The following is a 20,731-nucleotide window of genomic DNA, read 5'->3' on the forward strand; positions in this document are numbered from 1 at the left end:
GTGAGGTACGAACAGTCGGACGACGAGGTCGCACGAACAGGCCGGAGGCAGCCGTGGCCGTGTCGAAAAACGCCCTGAAAAAGTGGCAGAAGGTGCGCGAGTTCGCGCTCGGCCTGCCCGGCGCCACGGAGGAGTTCCCCTGGGGCGAGACGGTCGCGAAGGTCAACAAGAAGGTCTTCGTCTTCCTCGGCCTCGACGACGGCAGCTACCCGATGGGCGTCACGGTGAAGCTCAAGGACGAGGCGGCGCACGCCCACGCGCTCACCTCACCCGGTGCGGAGCTCGCCGGATACGGCCTGGGCAAGGCCGGCTGGGTGCGCATACCCCTGGAGGAGCAAGGGGCTCCCGCGGCGGAGCTGCTGTGCGACTGGGTCGAAGAAAGCTATCGGGTCATAGCACCCAAGAGGCTGATCGCGGAGCTGGACCAGAGCTGATCCCGTCCGCCGGGCGGTCTCGCTCCGCGACGCGTGCGGGCCGCGGCTCGTTCCCCGGCGGTCGGCGACGGTCCCGCCGCGCGCCCCGTGCGGCCGGTCCGGTTCCGGCGCCCTGACCTGTTACATACCGCTTTGGCCATGATCCGCCACCGGGAATTTAACTAAGCGCTTGCTCGTCAGGGGCTTGCCCGGAGTGGAACACGTTCTTAACATCACTGATGTCACATCAGTGGTGTCACAGTCCTGGGGGCTTGATGGCAGGGGCAGGAACGCCGGGGCACGGTCCCCTCGCCGGGGTGCGCGTGGTCGAGCTGGCGGGCATCGGCCCCGGCCCGTTCGCCGCCATGCTGCTCGCCGACCTCGGAGCGGACGTCGTGCGGGTGGACCGGCCCGGCGGCCCCGGGCTCGGGGTCGACCCGGCCCACGACATCACCAACCGCAACAAGCGGTCCGTGATCATCGACCTCAAGGCCGAGAACGGCCCGTCCAAGGTCCTCGACCTGGCCGAGCGGGCCGACATCCTGATCGAGGGCTACCGCCCCGGCGTCGCCGAGCGCCTCGGCGTGGGCCCCGACGCCTGCCGCGCCCGCAACCCGAGGCTCGTGTACGGCCGGATGACCGGATGGGGCCAGGAAGGCCCGCTCGCCCACCGTGCCGGGCACGACATCGCCTACATCGCGCTCACCGGCACCCTCGGCATGATCGGCAGCCCCGACGAGCCCCCGGCGGTCCCCGCGAACCTCCTCGGCGACTACGCGGGCGGCTCGCTGTATCTCGTCGTCGGTGTCCTCGCCGCTCTCCACCACGCGCGCGCGACCGGCGCCGGGCAGATCGTGGACGCGGCCATCGTCGACGGCACCGCGCACCTCTCCGCGATGATCCACGGCATGATGGCCGCGGGCGGCTGGCAGGACCGGCGCGGGGCCAACCTCCTCGACGGCGGCTGCCCCTACTACGGGACCTACGAGACCGCCGACGGCCGGCACATGGCCGTGGGCCCGCTGGAGCAGCGGTTCTACGACGAGTTCGTCGACCTGCTCGGCATCCCGGAACTCGGCCCCGCCCGCAAGGACCTGGCCCGCTGGGAGGAGCTGCGCGAGACGGTCGCCGCCCGCTTCAGGACCCGTACGAGAGACGAGTGGACCGCCGTCTTCGAGGGCTCCGACGCGTGCGTGGCCCCGGTTCTGTCGCTGCGCGAGGCGCCCGAGCACCCGCACCTCGCAGCCCGCGGCACGTTCGTGGACCACGGCGGCATCACCCAGCCGGCCCCCGCGCCGCGTTTCTCGGCCACCCCCACCTCGGTCCGCGGCGGTCCCGCCCTGCCGGGCGCCGACACCGCGGACGTGGCCCGTGACTGGGACGTTCCCCGGCTGGCGAAGGACGGCGACTGATGGAACTCTCCCTCCCACTCGGCTACGCGGGCGACGGCCGGGCAGGCCGCCGACGAGGATCTCCGCGAGCGCGGCGCCGCCTTCCGGGAGGCCGGGGTGACGATGCTGAACGTCACGCCCGTCGGCCCGGACCCGGCCCGGCTCGTCGAAACCGTCAAGGGCCGGCTCTATCCGGTGTCCCCCCGTATGAACTCAAGGAAGGCGTTTTCCGCATGAAGCGGCAGATCTTCACCGCCGAGCACGACGCGTTCCGCGAGACCGTGCGCACCTTCCTCGCCAAGGAGGTGCTGCCCCACTACGAGCAGTGGGAGAAGGACGGCATCGTCTCGCGCGACGCCTGGCGGGCGGCCGGAAAGCAGGGCCTCCTCGGACTCGCCGTGCCCGAGGAGTACGGAGGCGGCGGGAACGCGGACTTCCGCTACAGCGCCGTGCTCGCCGAGGAGTTCACGCGCGCGGGAGCGGCCGGTCTCGCCCTCGGGCTGCACAACGACATCATCGGGCCGTATCTGACGGACCTCGCCACCGAGGAGCAGAAGCGGCGCTGGCTGCCCGGCTTCTGCGACGGCTCGATCATCACGGCGATCGCGATGACCGAACCCGGCGCCGGCTCCGACCTCCAGGGCATCACCACGCACGCCGAGGACAAGGGCGATCACTACCTGCTCAATGGCTCCAAGACCTTCATCTCCAACGGCATCCTCGCCGACCTGGTGATCGTGGTCGCCAGGACCACCCCCGAAGGCGGTGCGCGCGGGCTGTCGCTGCTCGTCGTCGAGCGTGGCGCGGAAGGCTTCGAGCGCGGCCGCAACCTCGACAAGATCGGCCAGAAGTCGCAGGACACCGCCGAGTTGTTCTTCAACGACGTGCGCGTGCCCAAGGAGAACCTGCTCGGCGAGCTGAACGGCGCGTTCGTCCACCTCATGACGAACCTCGCGCAGGAGCGCATGGGCATCGCCGTCGCCGCCATCGCCGGTGCCGAGTACCTGCTGGAGATCACCACCCAGTACGTGAAGGAGCGCGAGGCGTTCGGGCGGCCGCTCGCGAAACTCCAGCACATCCGCTTCGAGATAGCCGAGATGGCCACCGAGTGCGCCGTCACCCGCACCTTCCTCGACCGGTGCATCGTCGACCACTCCGACGGCGAACTCGACGCGGTGCACGCCTCCATGGCCAAGTGGTGGGCCACCGAACTGCAGAAGAGAGTGGCCGACCGGTGCCTTCAACTGCACGGCGGTTACGGCTACATGACGGAGTACCGGGTCGCCCGGGCCTTCACCGACGGACGCATCCAGACCATCTACGGCGGGACCACCGAGATCATGAAGGAGATCATCGGCCGTTCCCTGCTCGGCTAACACTCCCCGAAAGGCTTACCAGTGAGCACCGAAGCGTACGTGTACGACGCGATCCGCACCCCGCGCGGCCGCGGCAAGCAGAACGGCGCCCTGCACGGCACCAAGCCCATCGACCTGGTCGTCGGGCTCATCCACGAGGTGCAGCGGCGCTTCCCGGGCCTCGACCCGGCCGCCATCGACGACATCGTCCTCGGTGTCGTGGGCCCGGTCGGCGACCAGGGCTCCGACATCGCCCGTATCTCCGCGATCGCCGCCGGACTGCCCGACACGGTGGCCGGCGTCCAGGAGAACCGCTTCTGTGCCTCGGGCCTGGAAGCCGTCAACCTGGCCGCGATGAAGATCCGTTCGGGCTGGGAGGACCTGGTGCTCGCGGGCGGCGTCGAGTCGATGTCGCGGGTACCGATGGCCTCGGACGGCGGCGCGTGGTTCGCCGACCCGATGACCAACCTCGCCACCAACTTCGTTCCGCAGGGCATCGGCGCCGACCTCATCGCCACCATCGAGGGCTTCACGCGCCGCGACGTCGACGAGTACGCGGCCCTCTCCCAGGAGCGTGCCGCCGCGGCCGTGAAGGACGGCCGCTTCGAGAAGTCCGTCGTCCCCGTCAAGGACCGCAGCGGTCTCACGATCCTCGACCACGACGAGTTCCTGCGTCCGGGCACGACCGCCGACTCGCTCGCCAGGCTGAAGCCGTCGTTCGCCGACATCGGTGACCTGGGCGGCTTCGACGCCGTGGCGCTGCAGAAGTACCACTGGGTCGAGCAGATCGACCACGTCCACCACGCGGGCAACTCCTCGGGCATCGTCGACGGCGCCTCGCTGGTCGCCATCGGCTCCCGCGAGGTGGGCGAGCGCTACGGCCTCACCCCGCGCGCGCGGATCGTCTCCGCCGCCGTCTCCGGCTCCGAGCCCACCATCATGCTCACCGGGCCCGCGCCCGCGACGCGCAAGGCGCTCGCCAAGGCCGGCCTGACCATCGACGACATCGACCTCGTCGAGATCAACGAGGCCTTCGCGGCCGTCGTCCTGCGCTACGTGCGGGACATGGGCCTGTCGCTGGACAAGGTCAACGTCAACGGCGGCGCCATCGCGCTCGGCCACCCCCTCGGCGCCACCGGCGCGATGATCCTCGGCACCCTCGTCGACGAACTGGAGCGCCAGGACAAGCGGTACGGCCTCGCCACCCTGTGCGTGGGCGGCGGCATGGGCATCGCCACGATCGTCGAGCGCGTCTGACCTTCCCAACGGATCAAGGATCTACGGAGCATCCCCTGATGAGCACTGAGCCCACCACCATCCGCTGGGAACAGGACGAGACCGGCGTCGTCACCCTCGTCCTCGACGACCCCAACCAGTCCGCGAACACCATGAACCAGGCGTTCCGCGCCTCCCTCGCAGCGATCACCGACCGCCTGGAAGCCGAGAAGGACTCGATCCGGGGCATCATCCTCACCTCCGCCAAGAAGACCTTCTTCGCGGGCGGCGACCTGCGCGACCTCATCCGCGTCACTCCCGGGACCGCCCAGGACCTCCTCGACGGCGGCCTCGCCATCAAGCGCAACCTGCGCCGCATCGAGACCCTGGGCAAGCCGGTCGTCGCGGCGATCAACGGCGCGGCCCTGGGCGGCGGCTTCGAGCTCGCCCTCGCCTGCCACCACCGGGTCGCCCTCGACACCTCCGGCACCAAGATCGGCTGCCCCGAGGTCACCCTCGGCCTGCTCCCCGGAGGCGGCGGAGTCGTCCGCACCGTACGGCTGCTGGGCATCGCCGACGCCCTGCTGAAGGTCCTCCTCCAGGGCACGCAGTACAACGCGACGCGCGCCCAGGAGAACGGCCTCGTCCACGAGGTGGCCGCCACACCCGAGGAACTGCTCGCCAAGGCCCGCGCGTTCATCGACGCCAACCCCGAGTCCCAGCAGCCCTGGGACAAGCCGGGCTACCGCATCCCGGGCGGCACCCCGGCCAACCCGAAGTTCGCGGCCAACCTGCCCGCCTTCCCGGCCAACCTGCGCAAGCAGACCAACGGCGCGCCCTACCCGGCCCCGCGCAACATCCTCGCGGCCGCCGTCGAGGGCTCTCAGGTCGACTTCGAGACGGCCCAGGTCATCGAGGCCCGCTACTTCGTCGAGCTGGCCGCGGGCCAGACCTCGAAGAACATGATCCAGGCGTTCTTCTTCGACCTCCAGGCCGTGAACTCCGGCGCCAACCGCCCCAAGGGCATCGAGCCGCGCCCGGTCCGCAAGGCCGCGGTTCTCGGCGCCGGGATGATGGGCGCGGGCATCGCCTACTCGTGCGCCCGCGCGGGCATCGACGTCGTCCTGAAGGACGTGACGGCGGAGGCCGCCGCCAAGGGCAAGGCGTACTCCGAAAAGCTCTGCGCCAAGGCCGTCTCCCGGGGACGTACGACCCAGGAGAAGGCCGATGAACTGCTCGCCCGCATCACGCCCACCGCCGACCCGAACGACCTCGCGGGCTGCGACGCCGTCATCGAGGCCGTCTTCGAGGACACCGCGCTCAAGCAGAAGGTGTTCCAGGAGATCCAGAACATCGTCGAGCCCGACGCGCTGCTCTGCTCCAACACCTCGACGCTGCCCATCACCGCGCTCGCCGAGGGCGTGGAGCGGCAGGACGACTTCATCGGGCTGCACTTCTTCTCGCCCGTCGACAAGATGCCGCTGGTCGAGATCATCAAGGGCGAGCGCACCGGCGACGAGGCACTCGCCCGCGCCTTCGACCTCGTACGGCAGATCAAGAAGACCCCGATCGTCGTCAACGACTCGCGCGGCTTCTTCACCTCCCGCGTCATCGGGCACTTCATCAACGAAGGCGTCGCGATGGTCGGCGAGGGCATCGAGCCCGCCTCCGTCGAGCAGGCCGCCGCCCAGGCCGGCTACCCGGCCAAGGTCCTCTCCCTCATGGACGAGCTGACGCTCACCCTGCCGCGCAAGATCCGCAAGGAGTCGAAGCAGGCCGTCGAGGAGGCGGGCGGCACCTGGGACACCCACCCCGCCGAGGCCGTCATCGACCGCATGGTCGACGACTTCGGGCGCCCCGGACGCAGCGGCGGCGCCGGCTTCTACGAGTACGCGGAGGACGGCAAGCGCGGCAGGCTGTGGCCGGGGCTGCGCGAGCACTTCGGTACGGCGGGGCACGAGATCCCGTTCGAGGACATGAAGGAGCGCATGCTCTTCTCCGAGGCGCTGGACACCGTCCGGCTCCTGGAGGAAGGCGTCCTGACCTCCGTCGCCGACGCCAACATCGGCTCCATCTTCGGGATCGGCTTCCCCGGCTGGACCGGCGGTGTCCTGCAGTACGTCAACGGCTACGAGGGCACCACCGGCACCGGCCCGGCCGCGTTCGTCGCCCGCGCGCGGGAGCTCGCCGAGCGCTACGGGGACCGCTTCCTCCCGCCGGCGCTGCTCGTCGAAAAGGCGCAGACGGGCGAGCGGTTCACCGACGCGACCTGACCGGGGGCGCGTCACGCCCGGGCGCCACCAAGCGCCCAGGCCCACGCCGCATCCCGGCACACGCCACGAGGTGACGTGTCGCTGAGTGGTATGAGGGACTTGCTCCGCGGGGGCGGGCACCGGACGCTGACCGGCGAACCGGTACCCGTCCCCGCCGAGGAGCCCCCTATGGGTTGCCGTCCCGCCCTCGCTCTGCTGGACATCCTGCGCGGCGAGGGCGTGGACCGCGTCTTCGGCAACCCCGGCACCACCGAACTGCCCTTCCTGGCCGCCCTCGCGGAGACCGCCGACGCGCCCGAATACGTGCTCGGCGTCCACGAGGGCGCCGTCGTCTCCATGGCCGACGGATACGCCCGCGCGACCGGGCGGCCCGCCTTCGTCAGCCTGCACATCGCCGCCGGGCTCGCCAACGGACTCATCGGTCTGCTCAACGCCCGCCGCTCCCGCACCCCGTTGGTGGTGATGGCGGGCCAGCAGGACCGCCGCCATCTCCAGCAGGACCCGATGCTCTCGGGCGACCTCGTCGGGCTCGCCCGCCCCGCCGTCAAGGCGGCCGTCGACGTCCAGCACGCCCGTGACCTCCCGCTCGCCGTGCGCCGCGCCTTCGCTCTCGCACTCCGGCCGCCCGCCGGGCCGGTGTTCCTGTCCGTGCCGATGGACCTGCTCGCCGAGGACACCGAGGTCGAGGTCCCGCCGCGCACACCGACTCCCCGCGCCGGTCCGGCCGTCGGCCTCGACCGCGCCGCCGTGCTGCTCGGCCAAGCCGCCCGCCCCGCCGTCGTGGCCGGTGACGGGGTGGGCCGCGACGACGCCGTTCCGGCGCTCGTGCGCCTCGCCGAGACCTGCGGAGCCCCCGTCCACCACCAGCCGATGGCCGACTGCCTCGACTTCCCGACCACCCACCCGCTGTACGCCGGCATGCTGCCACCGCGCCACGAAGCCATCCGCGAGGCGCTCGCGCCGTACGACACCGTCCTGATCGCCGGGGCGCACGCCTTCACCCCGCACCACTACAGCCCGGGCCCCGCGCTGCCGCCCGGCATCACCGTCGTCCAGCTCGACTCCGACCCGGACGAGATCGGCCGCAACTTCACCGCCTACCTCGGGCTGGTCGGCGCCCTCACCCCCTCCCTCGACCGGCTCGCCGACCTGCTGCGCGACCAGGTCCCCGCCCACAGGGCCAAGGCCAGAGTGCTGCGTGCCGCCGAGCGGCACACGGCCGAACGGGGCCGCGCGGAAGCCGCGGCCCGCGCCGCGTACTCCCCGGCGCCGCTCGCGCCCTGGGCCGCCGCCCACGCCGTGGCACACGGGCTGCCGCCCGGCGCCGCGGTCGTCGAAGAGGCCATCACCGTGGGCCTGTTGCTGCGCCGGCTGGTACGGCTGGACCGGCCCGGCAGCTACACCCACACCGTCGGCGGCGGGCTCGGCTGGGGGATCGGCGCCGCCGTCGGCCGGGCGCTCGCCGAGCCGGGGCGGCCCGTGGTCGCCGTCCTCGGGGACGGCTGCGCCCTGTTCGGCCTGCAGGGACTGTGGAGCGCGGCCCGCTACGCGGTACCGGTGCTGTTCGTGGTGATGGGCAACGGCGCCTACCGCACCCTCCAGGACACCTATGAGGCGATGGGCGGCCAAGGCCCATGTCCCGGGACGGAGCTCGGCGTACTCGACTTCACCCGGGCGGCGGGATTCTTCGGGATCGACGCCGTCCGGGCCGAGAGCGCCGACCACGTACGGGAACTCGTCGCGGGAGCGGGCGAACTCACGCGCCCGATGCTGCTCGACGTGCCGCTCCGGTAGCCCACGGAGGCGCGCCGTTCCGGTGGCGCCACCGGGACGTCCGCCTCCGGTCGAAGGCCTCGGCTAACTCACCCACTGCATATGGCCAGTTGTACGCTCGCCGCCGATCGACGTACCGCTTCGGCGACGGTCGGCGGCCGACGGTGGCCCGCATCTTGTCATCCGGGCTCCGGCGCCCGACCATCGGTCCATGACGGACGGAGCGGTCCCGAAGTCGGTGCTCGCGCGCGGTGCGGCGCTGCTGCGTGCCTGCGGAGAGTCCAAGGAGGCGCTGAGCCTCGCCGAACTGGCCCTGCGCACCGGGCTGCCCAAGCCGAGCGCGCACCGGCTGATCGGCGAACTGGTCCGGTTGGAACTCGTCGAGCGCACCTCCGAGGGCCGCTACCGCATCGGGCTCGCCCTGTTCGTCCTCGGGCAATCGGCGCCGTCCGCCCGGGAGTTGCGGGACATCGCGCTGCCCTATCTCGGCGATCTCCACGAGGAGACGCACGAGAACGTGCACCTCGCCGTCCCCGACGGGCCCGACACCCTCTTCCTGGAGAAGGTCACCGGCCGCCGCGCCACCCCGATCGTCTCGCGCACCGGGGGGCGGCTGCCCGCCCACTGCACGGCCACCGGCAAGGTCTTCCTCGCCCACGCTCCCCGGCCGCCGCACCGGACCCTGCCGCGCCTGACCCCGCGCACCCTCGTCCTGCCGGGCCAGCTCGCCCGCGACCTCGCCGCGACCCGGGCCCGTGGCTACGGCGTCAACCTGGAGGAGGCCGAGATCGGGGTCTCGGCCGTCGCGGCCCCCGTCTACGAACAGGGCCCTTCGGGACCGCGTCCGATCGCCGCGCTCTCGGTCACCGGCGGCACCCGCCGTCTGGACATGGACCGCGTCGGGGCGCGGGTCTGTGCGGCGGCACGGGCACTGACGCGCGCACTGTCGGCGTGAGAGACCGCACGGTGAGCGGGTTGCGGCCCCTCTCGACCCGCTCCCGCCGGCGCCCCGCGCTCACCGTTCTGCGGCCCGCGTCACCCCCGACTGCATCGCCACCGCCAGGGCGTGTTCCGTGAGCCGCTCGCCGTGCACCTCGCCCACGAGCCGCCCCCGCACGAACACCAGCACCCGGTCGCACAGTTCGGTCAGTTCCGCCGGATCGGTCGACGCCGTCAGCACCGCCGCCCCCGACGCGGCCAACTCGTCGACGATCCGGTGCATCTCGGCGCGTACGCCGACGTCCACGCCCCGCGTCGGATCGTCGAGGACGACGATCCGCGGTGCGGTGGCCAGCCACTTGGCGAAGACGACCTTCTGCTGGTTGCCGCCGGACAGCCGGGCCACGATGTCGTCCGGAGCGCCCCGCAGCCGCAGCCGGTCGGTCAGATCCTGCGTGCTCCGGATCAGCCGGGCGCGCGAGGGCAGCATGCCGCCGCGCCCCAGGGCCAGCCCGTTCACCGCGGTGGCGTTCTCCCAGACCGTGCGCTCGGTCATCAGCCCGTAGCGCTTCCGGTCGCTCGGCACGAAGGCCACCCCCGCGCGCACTGCCGCCCGCAGGGACCGGGGCAGCCCCCGCCCGCCCACATCGACGCGCCCCGCCGAGACCGCCGTACGCCCGCACACCACCTCCAGAGCGGTGAGATGGCCCGCTCCCTGGAGTCCGGCCACCCCCACCACCTCGCCCGCCCGCACCGTGAACGTGACGTCGGTGAGCCGCCCCGGGACGCTCACCCCGGACAGCACCACCGGCGGCGGCCCGTCGTCGACGGTGCGCGAACGGCGTACGGGCCCCGGCGGAGCGCCACCGAGCATGGCCGTCACCAGCTCCGGCACATCGACATCGGCGCGGCGTGCCCCAGGGAGCACGACCCGCCCGTCCCGCAGCACCGTGACGCGCTGGGCGAAGCGCATCACCTCCTCCAGGAAATGGGTGACATACAGGACGGCGAGGCCGCGTGCCGTCAGAGCGCGCAGGACACGCTCCAGGCGGTCCACCGCGGCGGCGGGCAGCGCGGAGGTCGGTTCGTCCAGCACCAGTACCTGGGGGCGGCGCAGCAGCGCCCGCGCGATCTCGGTCAACTGCCGGTCGGCCAAGGTGAGTTCGGCCAGTGGCGTGCCGGGGTCGACGTCGAGACCGAGCTCGGCGAGAACCGGCCGGGCCGCGCGGTCCATCGCGCCCCGGTCGAGGAGGCCGAAACGGCGCGGGGGAAGGTGGGGGTAGAGGTTCTCGCGGACGGTGAGGTCGGGAAAGAGGCTCAACTCCTACGACACGACGGCGATTCCACCAGACCGCGCCTCAAGCGCCTCCCGTGCCTCCCGCGCCTCCCGTGCCGTCCAAACCGTTCCCTCGTCGGGCGCCACCGCGCCGGACAGGATGCCCACGAGCGTGGACTTGCCGGCGCCGTTCTCGCCGACCAGCGCGTGGACCTCGCCGCCGCGCAGGCTGATGCCCGCGCCGTCCAGGGCTCTGACCCCGCCGTAGGACTTGACCAGGTCGCACGCCACCAGCATCTCGCCGTCGCCCATGTCAGCGGGCGTCCTTCAGGGGCTTCAGCTGGGCCTTCTGGTCGCCCAGCAGCTTGTCGATCGTCGGCTTGTACCAGGCGTAGGCGGCCTTCGCGGATTTCTGGCGCGTGATGATCTCGTCGATGTTGGACCCGTCGACCACTCCACCGGGGGACAGGAACCAGCCGTCGAGGAGCTTGCCGTCGTGGTCGCGGACCGCCTCGATCAGCATCGCCGTGGACAGATAGCCCTTGAGGAAGTGCTGCGGGTCGATGGTGACGAAGTTCGAGCCGTCCTTGACCGCGTCGAGGGTCTTCGGGTCGACGTCGAAGCCCGCGGTCAGCCAACTGCCGTGCTCGGCCTTCTTGATCTTCGCGAGGTTGTAGCTGTCGGCGTCACCGACACCGAGGAAGGCCAGTGCCTCGGGGTGCGCGTTGACCTGCGCCGACCAGGAACTGTAGTTCTGCCCGGGGTCGCTGTACGTCTGGAAGGGACCCAGGACCTCGACGTTCGGAGCCTGCTTCCTGAACGTGTCGGCGATGCCCTTGGCCCGGTTGTCCAGCACCGGCGTCCCGGGGTTGGGCACGCCGATCACGATCTGCCCCCGGGGGTCCTTGCCCAGCCGCTTGAGCGCCTCCTTCGCCATCAGCTCGCCCAGCCCGTAGTTGTCGTTGCCCACGTAGAAGCCGATCTTGCTGCCGTCGGTCGGTGAGGTGTCCAGGGCGACGACGGGGATGCCCTGGTCGACGGCGCGGGCGGCGGGCCGGGTGAAGATCGGCGGGTCGAGGTTCTCCAGGACGATGCCGTCCTTGGCGCGGGCGGTCAGGTTCTGGAAGAGCTGCACCTCGGCGGGCCCGTCCGTGTTGGGCGGCCCGACGGCCTTGAAGTTCACGTTTCCCTGGTGGCTCGCGGCGCTCTCCGCGCCGAGGACCATCTCGTGGGCGAAGTTCAGGCTGATGTTGGCCACGGCGATGCCCATGTCGAGCCGGCCGTTCTTGCCGTCGGAGCCGCTGTCGGTGCCACACCCGGCGGCGGCGAGCAGGGCCAGCGCGGCGGGCAGGGCGAGCAGCGTACGCAATCGGGGGTGCATCACGGCCTCCAAGCGGCTCCGGACGGGCTCTGAGGTCCGAAGGGGGAAGCCTTCGGGCCGGGGGACTTCACCGGGGGACTTCACCAGGGGACGTCAGCGACGTCGGCGGCCGGTCCTGCGCAGCGCGCTGTCCGCCGCGACCGCGACGAGGATCACGCCACCGGTCGCGAACGACGTCCAGTTGATGGGTACTTCGAAGAAGACGAGTCCGGAGGCGACCACGGCCAGGATCATCGCCCCGGCCACCGCGCCGACCACCGAACCACGCCCGCCCGCGAGCGGGGTGCCGCCGATGATGCACGCGGCGATGGCCTGCAGTTCGTAACCCTGGCCGAGCGTCGGGTCGCCGGCCCCGTAGAACGCGAGCGCGAGCGCCGCCGCGCAGGCCGTGGTCAGTCCGGACAGGGCGAGCGCCTGCACCCGGGTGCGGACGACGGGGATACCGCTGAACTCGGCCGCGTCGGGATTGGAGCCGATCGCCCGCACCCGCGCCCCGTAGCGCGTCCGCGTCAGCACGACCGTCAGCACGACGACCACGGTGAGCAGCACCCACAGCGCGCACGGAACCCCCGCCGCGTCACCGCCCGCCAGCGTGAAGAACGAGTCGTCGAGCGGCAGATCGGTGATCTGCCTGCCGTCGGCGAGCGCGAGCCCGACACCGCGGTAGAGCATCAGCGTGCCGAGCGTCACGATGAACGAGGGCAGCGCGAGCAGCGTCGTGACCAGCGCGTTGAAGACACCGAGGGCGATGCCGGTGGCCAGCATCACCGGGACCGCCAGCCAGGGCGGCGTACCGTCGCGCACCAGCAGCGCGCCGACGACCAGGCACATCGCATAGGTGCCGCCCACCGACAGGTCGACCTCCCGCATGGCGAGCGCGAAGACCATCCCGCACGCCATCAGAGAGATGTAGACGGAGTTGTGCGCGGTGCTGAGCAGGTTGTCGCTGTCGAGGAAGTCGGGGTAGGGGATGCCGATCGCCGCGATCAGCAGCCCGAGGACGACGAGCACACCCAGCTCGTCACGGATCAGCCGGCCGGGGAACGCCCCCGACCTCCTTCGGTCGCCGCCCTGTTCGCTGGAGCGCTCGGCGTCGTCCACGGCATGCTCGGTCTCGGTCATCGGGCACGGCTCCCGTACGTACGGCTGACGCTGGGCGGTCGCCCCGCAGCGTGGGCCCGGCGAACGCCCGCGGCAACAGGGCCGTTCCGGCGAGTGGAATGCGCTCTTGCCGCCCGCCCGACGGCTCTTCACACTCGGCGCATGGAGACACGTACCGCCCTGGTGACCGGAGCGGCACAGGGCCTCGGACAGGAATTCGCCGTCGCGCTCGCCGGGCGCGGCTACCGGGTCGCGGGCATGGACCTGGTCCCGCAGCCCGAGACGGCGAAACGCGTACTGGACTATGTGGAGTTGATCGCGGACGTCACCGACGAGGCGCAGGTCGCGATGGCGCTGGAGCACGTCATCGACCGGTTCGGCACCCTGCACGTGCTCGTCAACAACGCCGGTGTGTACCCGGAGTCGGCCTTCGAGGACACCACGCCCGAGGAGTGGCGGCGGGTCATGCGCGTCAACCTGGAGGCGCCGTTCCTGATGACCCGTGCCGTCCTGCCGTATCTGAAGGAGGCCGGCTGGGGCCGTATCGTGAACATCACCTCCGCGGCCGTCCTCACGGCACCGCCCACGATGGTCGCCTACGTCTCCTCGAAGGCCGGACTGATCGGCTTCACCCGGGCGTTGGCGTCCGCGCTGGGACCGTACGACATCACCGTGAACGCGATCGCGCCGAGCATGGTGCGCACCGCCACCGCCGAACGGACCGTCGGCGCGCACGGCGGCTTCGGACACGTCCGCGCGCAGCAGGTCGTCCAGCGGACCCAGCGGCCGTGCGACCTCGTCTCCACCCTCCTGTACGTGGTCGACGAGGGCAGCGGCTTCCTGACCGGCCAGACCCTCAACGTGGCGGGCGGATCCGCCTACTTGTGAGCTCGCGAGCCGCCGAGGCGGACCGAACCGGGATCAGGAGTCCTTGAGCCACTCCCGCAACTCGTCCTTCAGCGAACGCTGGAACGAGGTGAGCAGCGCCTGCACCACCAGCGGCTGCATGTGCGCCGACAGCGACTTCACCGCCGCCACGGACTCCCGTTCGCCCACAGCGTCGCGGAGCAGCGTGGACAGTTCGTGGGCCGCCGCCCGCGAGTGCTCCAGCAGGACGGTCCGCGCGGCGAGGATCGTCTCGTGCGCGATCGGTACGTCCAGGAGCTCCACGCCGAGCTTCAGCAGTCCGGGGTCCAGCCGGACGGAGTCGCCGGTCCGCTGGATGACGCCCATCGCGGCGAGCCGCTCCAGGTCCGCGTCACCGAGCGGCCGTCCGGCCCGCCGCTCCAGCTCCTCCCGGCTCACGTCCTCCGTCGCGTCGGGCGCCCAGGAGGCCACCACGGCACGGTGGACGGCGAGGTCCTGAGCGCTCAAGCCGGGTGGCAGCTGCGTCAGATGGCGTTCGATCGCTGCCAGCGTCATGCCCTGGTGCCGCAACTCCTCGATGAGCGCGAGCCGGGCCAGATGCTCCTGGCTGTAGTGGCCCACGCGCCGGGGGCCGATCACGGGCGGCGGCAGCAGGCCCCTGGCGCTGTAGAAGCGGACCGTACGGACCGTGACGCCCGCCCGCGCGGCCAGCTCGTCGACCGTGAGCGTCGGCTCCTCGGTGTCCGTCGTCATGGCAGGTCCTCGCCTCTCCCGTCGTACGGCGCGCGCCCTGGGTGACCGGTGGCGGCGCGGTGCAACAGTATTGCTGTCCCACCAGTGTTGTGAAAGCGCCCGTCCACGAGCACCGCGCGTCGCGGCCCACGCGGCCCACGCGGCCCACGCGGCCCACGCGGCCCACGCGGCCCACGCGGCCCACGCGGCCCACGCGGCCTTCGAAGCCGACGGCGCCGGGCTCGCGTCCACGTACACCGTCACCGCCAGACCCGTCTCACCAGCCGCTCGATGACGAGGCCGGGCTTGCGAAAGTTTCTGCAACTTCTTGCCGTGTCGGCCGGGGCCTGCTTGACTCGCTGATCGCAGTCGAGAGGGAGGGTCATGAGCCGCGACATCGACGTCCTCGTCCTGGGCGGTGCGGGTGTGGACACGATCGTCCACGTCCCCGAACTGCCGCTTCCCTACGCCGACAGCTACATGATCCGTCCCGGTATCGAGACCCGGGCCGGGCAGACCGGTGACTTCGTCGCACTGGGCCTGCACGCCCTCGGCCTGCGCACGCACCACCTCGACATGCTCGGCGACGACCCCGAGGGCGACCTGGTGCGAGCCCTGCACCGCGACCGGGGCATCGCGCTCACCGAGGTGCCCCAGCCCGCGGGCACCAAGCGCGCGGTGAATCTCGTCGGCCCCGACGGGCGCAGGCTGTCCCTGTACGACGACAGCCGCTCGCGCGCGGCGGACCGGCTGCCCGAGAAGACGGTCCGGGACCTGGCCGCGGCCAGCCGGCACGCCCATGTGTCCATCACCCACCCGTGCGCCTTCGCCCTGCCGGTCCTGCGGGAGGCCGGGGTGACCCTCTCGACCGACCTGCACAACTGGGACGGCGAGAACCCCTACCACGAGCCGTTCGCGTACGCCGCCGACATCGTGTTCGTCTCCACCACGGCCCTCGCCGACCCCGAGCGCACCATGCGGCGGATCGTGGAAAGGGGCCGGGCCGAGGTGGTCGTCGCCACGGCCGGCGCGGAGGGCGCCTACCTGCTGGCCGACGACGAGTTGACCCACGTCCCGGCGGTCCAGCCCCGTACGCCCGTCGTCGACTCGAACGGCGCCGGGGACTCCTTCGCCGCCGGCTTCCTGTTCGGCCGTCTGACCGGCGAACCGGTCCGGCGCTGCGCCCTGTACGGCGCGGTGGCCGGAGCCTACGCCTGCACCGTGCCCGCGACCCGGGCCGACGCCGTCAGCCGCGACGAACTCCTGTCCCAGGTGTCCGAGTCGGAGGAGAAGGCCACCCGCCGCTGAACCGTGCCACGGGGCGGGCGGCCTTCGTCTCAGCCGGAGTGGACCGCGTCAGTAGCGGCGATCTTCTTCCACGACTTCGGCCGGGCCACGGCCCCCTTCGCCACCGGGGCCACGGCGATCCCCGCACCCCGTGCCTCGGGCGCCGCCGGCTTCGACGGCTGGAACAGCCAGGTGTCGAAGAGCGCCGCGAGCGACGTGCCGGACACCTGCTCGGCGTACTTCTGGAAGTCGCCGACGGACGCGTTCCCGTACGCGTGCTCCTTCGGCCACCCCTTCAGGATCGCGAAGAACGCGTCGTCTCCGACCGCCTCGCGCAGCGCCTGTACCGCCAGCGCGCCCCGGTCGTAGACCGCGGTGTCGAACTGGTTGTCCGGCCCCGGATCGCCGGGCGCCACCGTCCAGAAGGCGTCGTCCGCCGGATGCGAGGCGTACACGTAGTCCGCGAGCTCCCGCGTCGTGCCCTCGCCCTCGTGCTCCGACCACAGCCACTGCGCGTACCGCGCGAAGCCCTCGTTGATCCAGATGTCCTTCCAGCCCTTCAGCGACACATCGTCGCCGTACCACTGGTGCGCCAACTCGTGCACGACCACGGAGGTGTTGGAGCCGTTCGCGAACTGCCGGGGGCTGTAGTACACCCGGGTCTGGGTCTCCAGCGCGTATCCGGTGGTGGTGTTGGGGACGTACCCGCCGGCGGAACTGAAGGGATACGGCCCGAAGTAGCCGCTCAGCCAGTCGACGAGCTCCCCCGTCCGCTCGACACTGGCGCGCGCCGCGCCGTCGTTGTCGCCGAGGTCCTTGCTGTAGGCGTTGACGACCGGGACGCCGCCCTCGGACGTGCCCGTCGTGATGTCGAACCTCCCGACCGCGAGGGTGGTGAGATACGTGGCCTGCGGCTTGTTCGACCGCCAGTTGTAGCGGGTCCAGCCGAGCCGTGAACTCGTCGACTGGAGCGTGCCGTTGGAGATCGCCTGGGTACCGTCCGGAACGGCCACCGACACGTCGTACGTCGCCTTGTCGAGCGGGTGGTCGTTGCTCGGGTACCACCACCACGCCGACTCGGGCTCGTCCGCGGCGACCGCCCCGTCCGGGGTGCGGTGCCAGGTCGAGAAGCCGTACGCGCTCTTCGTGGACGGCACTCCGCTGTAGCGCACGACGACGGTGATCGAGGTGCCCTTGGCCAGCGGCTTCGCCGGAGTGATCTCCAGCTCGTGCTGGCCCGACGTGGCGAACGACGCCTTCGCGCCGTTGACCCGGACCTCGCTCACGTCGAGCAGGAAGTCCAGATCGAACCGGGACAGGTCCTGTGTCGTGGTCGCCAGGAGGGTGGCCGTGCCCTCCAGTTCGTCCGTCCGCGGCTGGTACGTGAGCCGCAGGTCGTAGTGCGAGACGTCGTATCCGCCGTTGCCGTAGGCCGGGTAGTAGGGGTCGCCGATGCCCGGTGCTCCCGGTGTGTAGCTTGCCGCCGATGCCGGGATCGCCAGCAGCAGGGAGGCGGCGAGGGCGCCCGGGGCGATGAGTCTGCGGTGCACGTCAAGCTCCAAGTCGTGGGGGCATGAAGGTGTCCGGAGCCTATTCAGGCCCTGTGGCCCCAGTCATGTCCACGGCCACCCCTGTCACACGATCGCCATTCGGCCGACATGAGTCATCCAGCCCCACAGACCTTTCATCTACCCCCTTTTGCAAGGGAGTTGACCGGGGTACGTTCCGCGCATGCCGATACCAGTGCGCCGCATGCGCTTCACGACCTGGAGATCGCTCGCGACGGCGGCGGTTGCCGCCCTGATGGCCGCCTTCCTCGCCCCCACCGCCGCACACGGCGCCCCGCGGGAGAGCGCCCCGGTCTACTCGTACGAGAACGCGATCCGTGAGTCCGTGTGGGTCGACACCGGTCTGGACGGCGACAGCGACGGAAAGAAGGACCGCGTCGCCGTCGACATCGTCAGGCCCCGCGAACTCGCCAGGCAGGGCCGCAAGATACCCGTGATCATGGATGCCAGCCCGTACTACTCCTGCTGCGGGCGCGGCAACGAGAGCCAGAAGAAGACGTACGACGCGAACGGCCACGTCGTCCAGATGCCGCTGTTCTACGACAACTACTTCGTACCGCGCGGCTACGCCTTCGTCGGCGTCGACCTCGCCGGCACCAACCGCTCCGACGGCTGCGTCGACGTGGGCGGCCGCTCCGACATCCAGTCCGCCAAGGCGGTCGTCGACTGGCTGAACGGCCGCGCCAAGGCCTACACCACCCGTACCGGCGCCGCCACGGCCAAGGCCACCTGGACCAACGGCAGAACCGGCATGATCGGCAAGAGCTGGGACGGCACCATCGCCAACGGCGTAGCCGCCACCGGCGTCAAGGGTCTGAAGACCATCGTGCCGATCAGCGCCATCTCCTCCTGGTACGACTACTACTTCGCCCAGGGCGCCCCGCTGTACGACTCGGGCCCCGACTGGCTCGCCAACTACGTCGACAGCCCCGACGCCCGCACCAAGTGCGCCGCCGTGCAGCGGAAACTGGTCGACGAGGCACCGCGGACCGGCGACTGGACGTCCCTGTGGACCGAGCGCGACTACGTCAAGGACGCCGCAAAGGTGAAGGCCAGCGTCTTCCTCGTCCACGGCATGCAGGACCTCAACGTCCGCACCAAGAACTTCGGCCAGTGGTGGAACGCGCTCGCCAAAAACGGTGTCGAGCGCAAGATCTGGCTCTCCCAGACCGGTCACGTCGACCCCTTCGACTTCCGCCGAACCGCCTGGGCCGACACCCTGCACCGCTGGTTCGACCATGAACTCCTCGGCTACGACAACGGTATCGACGACGAGCCCATGGCCGACATCGAACGCCACCCCGACCAGTGGGCCACCTCCACCGTCTGGCCGCCCCGCACCACCGAGGCCGCGACCCTGCGCCCGGCCACCGGCGCGCAGCCGGGCGTCGGTGCTCTCGGGCTCCGCGGGAACCCCGGCACCGAGACCTTCACCGACAACCCGCTACTGAGCGAGACCGACTGGGCCGCGAACATCGACAGGCCGACCCCCGACAAGGCGGGCTTCGCCACCAAGCCGCTCACCCGCGCCCTGCGGCTCTCCGGCTCCTCCAAGGTGACCGTCACCGCCACGCCGACCACATCGACAGCCCACCTCTCGGCGGTACTCGTCGACCTCGGGCCGGACACCATCCGCGACTACGCGGGCTCCGGCGAGGGCATCGCCACACTCACCGACCGCACCTGCTGGGGCCCGAGCACGACCGGCGACAGCTCCTGCTACAAGGTGACCCGGCCGACCAGGGCCGACGTCGGCTACACGGTCCTCAGCCGCGGCTGGGCCGACCTCGGCAACTACGCCTCGGGCCAGGGCGTTCCGCTCACCCCGGGCAGGGCGTACACCATCACACTGGACCTGGCGGCGACCGACCATGTCGTCCCGAAGGGCCACCGGCTCGCGCTGATCGTCGCGGGCACCGACAAGGACCTGATCGACCCTCCCTCCAGCACGCCGACCCTGACCCTCGACCTCTCCCGCACCTCGGCCCGCGTGCCCCTGGTGGGCGGCGCCGACGCGTTCGCGCGGGCGACGGCGGGCTCCACGGCCGCCCCGGCCGCGTCCGTCCTCGAAGGCGTGGGCGATCCGCGCGCCGCGCTGCGCGTCCCGGGGGAGAGCCGCTGACCCACTGAGGCGGCCGAGCCCGGGCCGCGGCGGTCCCGCCGCGCACGGAGTTCAGGCGGAGGCGGTCGGGCCGGCGAGCTCGGCCGCCTCCCGCGCGCATCCCCACGCCACGGTGACACCGGCACCACCGTGACCGTAGTTGTGCACCAACACCCGCCCGTCCGGCAGGACTTCGCGTTCCAGCCGGACCGTGTCGCGCACCGGGCGCAGCCCCACCCGGTGGTCGAGCACGCGCGCCCCGGCGATCTCGGGGCGCAGCGCCGCGCACCGCTCGACGATCTCCGCCGCCACCTCCGGATCGGGGACCTGCGACCAGTCGTCCTCGTCGGTGGTCCCGCCGAGGACCAGCCGGTCCGGCTGCGGGAAGACGTACGTGGTCGTCCCGGCCGCCGGGTCCGTCGAGACGAGCCACTCGCGTACCCCGGGGTTCTCGACGATCACGAGCTGTCCGCGCACGGGTCGTACGGCCGGATCCGGTACGAGATCACGGGCGCCGAGGCCCGCGCAGTTGACGACGACCGGCGCCTTCGCCTCCGCGAGGTCCGTCACCGTCCGCTCCTCGACCGTCCCGCCCGCCCGCAGGAAGCGCTCACGCAGCATGCGCAGATGCACCGGCATGTCGATCAACGGCAGCCGCGCCCGCAACGCGGTCCCCGGATACTCCTCGGCCGTCGCCGCGCGCAGCCCCGGCACCCGGGCCGCCCACGACCCCAGCTCGTCCAGCCGGGTCTCGCCCATGACCCCCTCGACCACGCGTACGCCCGTCTCCCCGGGCCGCGCCGCCAACTCCTCGTACACGGAGAGGGACACGAGTGCCCACGCGCGGGCCAGCGCCTTCGGCTCGATGCGGTAGGGCCACCAGAGCGCCCCCGCAACCGCCGAGGTGGTCCGCTCGGCGGGCTCCCGCGCCCACACCCGGACCCGCCTGCCGGCCTCGGCCAGAACCACGGCCGTCGTCAGCCCGACGACTCCGCTGCCGACCACGATCACATCGCCGCTCCTGGGCCTCTCCATGCGGGGACGTTAGCGGAATATGTC

Annotated in this window: 16 protein-coding genes and 1 pseudogene; 10 read left to right on the forward strand and 7 right to left on the reverse strand. The window is 71.6% G+C overall.

Features of this window, described 5'->3' with window-relative positions; all coding sequences use genetic code 11:
• The first annotated feature begins 53 nt into the window (after positions 1-53).
• From ABZX90_RS11625 to ABZX90_RS11655, 7 genes are all read left to right on the forward strand, one after another.
• A complete protein-coding gene (locus ABZX90_RS11625; protein WP_355203805.1) occupies positions 54-434 on the forward strand; it encodes an MmcQ/YjbR family DNA-binding protein in 381 nt (126 codons plus the stop codon).
• A gap of 254 nt (positions 435-688) precedes the next feature.
• Positions 689-1,825 carry a CaiB/BaiF CoA-transferase family protein gene (locus ABZX90_RS11630; protein WP_355203808.1) on the forward strand — a complete coding sequence of 379 codons (1,137 nt, stop codon included), beginning with the start codon at positions 689-691 and terminating at the stop codon, positions 1,823-1,825.
• 212 nt (positions 1,826-2,037) lie between these two features.
• Positions 2,038-3,180, forward strand: coding sequence for an acyl-CoA dehydrogenase family protein (locus ABZX90_RS11635; RefSeq protein WP_351119294.1), 1,143 nt, complete (start codon positions 2,038-2,040; stop codon positions 3,178-3,180).
• Between the two features lie 21 nt (positions 3,181-3,201).
• A complete protein-coding gene (locus tag ABZX90_RS11640) occupies positions 3,202-4,416 on the forward strand; it encodes an acetyl-CoA C-acetyltransferase (RefSeq protein ID WP_351119296.1) in 1,215 nt (404 codons plus the stop codon).
• A 38-nt stretch (positions 4,417-4,454) separates the two neighbouring features.
• A complete protein-coding gene (locus ABZX90_RS11645) occupies positions 4,455-6,647 on the forward strand; it encodes a 3-hydroxyacyl-CoA dehydrogenase NAD-binding domain-containing protein (RefSeq protein WP_355203813.1) in 2,193 nt (730 codons plus the stop codon).
• Between the two features lie 168 nt (positions 6,648-6,815).
• A complete protein-coding gene (locus ABZX90_RS11650; RefSeq protein WP_355203816.1) occupies positions 6,816-8,441 on the forward strand; it encodes a thiamine pyrophosphate-binding protein in 1,626 nt (541 codons plus the stop codon).
• 190 nt (positions 8,442-8,631) lie between these two features.
• A complete protein-coding gene (locus tag ABZX90_RS11655) occupies positions 8,632-9,375 on the forward strand; it encodes an IclR family transcriptional regulator (RefSeq protein WP_351119301.1) in 744 nt (247 codons plus the stop codon).
• Between the two features lie 60 nt (positions 9,376-9,435).
• Here ABZX90_RS11655 and ABZX90_RS11660 read toward each other — a convergent pair whose 3' ends face one another.
• The 4 genes and pseudogenes from ABZX90_RS11660 to ABZX90_RS11675 form a co-directional block, all read right to left on the reverse strand.
• Positions 9,436-10,332, reverse strand: a complete 897-nt coding sequence (locus ABZX90_RS11660) for an ATP-binding cassette domain-containing protein (RefSeq protein WP_355204163.1) — start codon at positions 10,330-10,332, stop codon at positions 9,436-9,438.
• Positions 10,333-10,446: 114 nt separating this feature from the next.
• Positions 10,447-10,947: pseudogene (locus tag ABZX90_RS11665) on the reverse strand (ATP-binding cassette domain-containing protein); the annotation flags it as partial.
• Between the two features lies 1 nt (position 10,948).
• The gene (locus ABZX90_RS11670) at positions 10,949-12,016 is read right to left on the reverse strand and encodes a substrate-binding domain-containing protein (RefSeq protein ID WP_351119305.1); all 1,068 of its coding nucleotides are present in this window, start codon (positions 12,014-12,016) and stop codon (positions 10,949-10,951) included.
• A gap of 93 nt (positions 12,017-12,109) precedes the next feature.
• Entirely contained in the window at positions 12,110-13,138 is a 1,029-nt protein-coding gene (locus ABZX90_RS11675; RefSeq protein ID WP_351119307.1) for an ABC transporter permease, read from the reverse strand.
• A gap of 141 nt (positions 13,139-13,279) precedes the next feature.
• Here ABZX90_RS11675 and ABZX90_RS11680 point away from each other — a divergent pair, with 141 nt between their 5' ends.
• The gene (locus tag ABZX90_RS11680) at positions 13,280-14,005 is read left to right on the forward strand and encodes an SDR family oxidoreductase (RefSeq protein WP_351119309.1); all 726 of its coding nucleotides are present in this window, start codon (positions 13,280-13,282) and stop codon (positions 14,003-14,005) included.
• Between the two features lie 33 nt (positions 14,006-14,038).
• On the opposite strand, the gene ABZX90_RS11685 is transcribed toward ABZX90_RS11680, so the two are convergent.
• Positions 14,039-14,737, reverse strand: a complete 699-nt coding sequence (locus ABZX90_RS11685) for a MerR family transcriptional regulator (protein ID WP_355203821.1) — start codon at positions 14,735-14,737, stop codon at positions 14,039-14,041.
• A gap of 363 nt (positions 14,738-15,100) precedes the next feature.
• Here ABZX90_RS11685 and ABZX90_RS11690 point away from each other — a divergent pair, with 363 nt between their 5' ends.
• Positions 15,101-16,024, forward strand: coding sequence for an adenosine kinase (locus ABZX90_RS11690; protein WP_355203824.1), 924 nt, complete (start codon positions 15,101-15,103; stop codon positions 16,022-16,024).
• Between the two features lie 29 nt (positions 16,025-16,053).
• Here the strand turns inward: ABZX90_RS11690 and ABZX90_RS11695 are convergent, their stop codons facing one another.
• Positions 16,054-17,553, reverse strand: a complete 1,500-nt coding sequence (locus ABZX90_RS11695; RefSeq protein WP_351119313.1) for a M1 family metallopeptidase — start codon at positions 17,551-17,553, stop codon at positions 16,054-16,056.
• Positions 17,554-17,734: 181 nt separating this feature from the next.
• On the opposite strand from ABZX90_RS11695, the gene ABZX90_RS11700 reads away from it, so the two are divergent.
• Entirely contained in the window at positions 17,735-19,693 is a 1,959-nt protein-coding gene (locus tag ABZX90_RS11700; RefSeq protein ID WP_355203827.1) for a Xaa-Pro dipeptidyl-peptidase, read from the forward strand.
• 51 nt (positions 19,694-19,744) lie between these two features.
• Here the strand turns inward: ABZX90_RS11700 and ABZX90_RS11705 are convergent, their stop codons facing one another.
• On the reverse strand, positions 19,745-20,707 hold the full coding sequence (locus ABZX90_RS11705) for an FAD-dependent oxidoreductase (RefSeq protein ID WP_351119315.1): 963 nt from the start codon (positions 20,705-20,707) through the stop codon (positions 19,745-19,747).
• Positions 20,708-20,731: the final 24 nt, after the last annotated feature.

This window comes from Streptomyces sp. NPDC002935, assembly GCF_040611295.1.
In the GTDB taxonomy this organism is placed as follows: domain Bacteria; phylum Actinomycetota; class Actinomycetes; order Streptomycetales; family Streptomycetaceae; genus Streptomyces.